Here is a 960-nt window from a genome sequence, read left to right on the forward strand (position 1 = left end):
GCCCAGATTGAAGCGTTCCTCGACCCCGCCTCCTCGACCTACAGCTACGTGGTCTTTGAAGCCGACGGCGGCCAGTGCGCGATCGTCGACCCGGTGCTCGATTACGACGGCGCTGCCGGGCGCACCGGCACCGCGCAGGCGGACAAGATCATCGCTTTCGTGCGTGCGCACCGGCTGCAAGTGCAATGGCTGCTGGAAACCCACGCCCACGCCGATCACCTCTCCGCTGCGCCGTACCTGCGTCGGGAACTGGGCGGCAAAATCGCCATCGGTGAATCGATCAGCAAAGTGCAGAATGTGTTCAAGGCGCTATTCAACCTGGAGCCGGAATTTTGCGTCGATGGCTCGCAGTTCGATCACCTGTTCGCGCCAAACGAGTCATTCATGATCGGCAACCTCAAGGCCACCGCCCTGCACGTCCCCGGCCATACGCCAGCGGACATGGCCTACCTGATCGACGGCGAACAGATCCTCGTCGGCGACACGCTGTTCATGCCCGACGTCGGCACCGCGCGCTGTGATTTCCCTGGCGGCAATGCGCAGCAATTATTCAAGTCGATCCAGAAGCTATTGGCGTTTCCGGCCAGCGTGAAGCTTTACGTCTGCCACGATTACCCGCCCGAGGGCCGCGCCTCACAGTGCCAGACCACTGTCGGCGAACAGCGCAAAAGCAATATTCATGTGCATGACGGGATCGACGAAGCGGCGTTCGTCGAAATGCGCACGACACGTGACGCTGGGTTAGGCATGCCGACGTTGCTGCTGCCGGCGATTCAGGTGAACGTGCGGGCGGGGAATCTGCCGGCGCCTGAGGGTAATGGCGTGGTTTACCTGAAGATTCCGCTCAACAAGCTTTAACGTCAAAAGATCGTCCGATCGCGGCCCGAGCCTTCGGCAGCTCCTACATTTGGAATGCGGTGCAACTGTAGGAGCTGCCGAAGGCTGCGATCTTTTGATCTT

1 protein-coding gene is annotated in these 960 nt (G+C 60.7%); it reads left to right on the forward strand.

Features of this window, described 5'->3' with window-relative positions:
• Positions 1–6: 6 nt before the first annotated feature.
• Positions 7–858, forward strand: a complete 852-nt coding sequence (locus D6877_RS29245) for an MBL fold metallo-hydrolase (protein ID WP_241662963.1) — start codon at positions 7–9, stop codon at positions 856–858.
• The last annotated feature ends 102 nt before the right edge of the window (positions 859–960 follow it).

This window comes from Pseudomonas sp. Sample_9, from assembly GCF_004307535.1.
GTDB lineage: Bacteria > Pseudomonadota > Gammaproteobacteria > Pseudomonadales > Pseudomonadaceae > Aquipseudomonas > Aquipseudomonas mercuritolerans.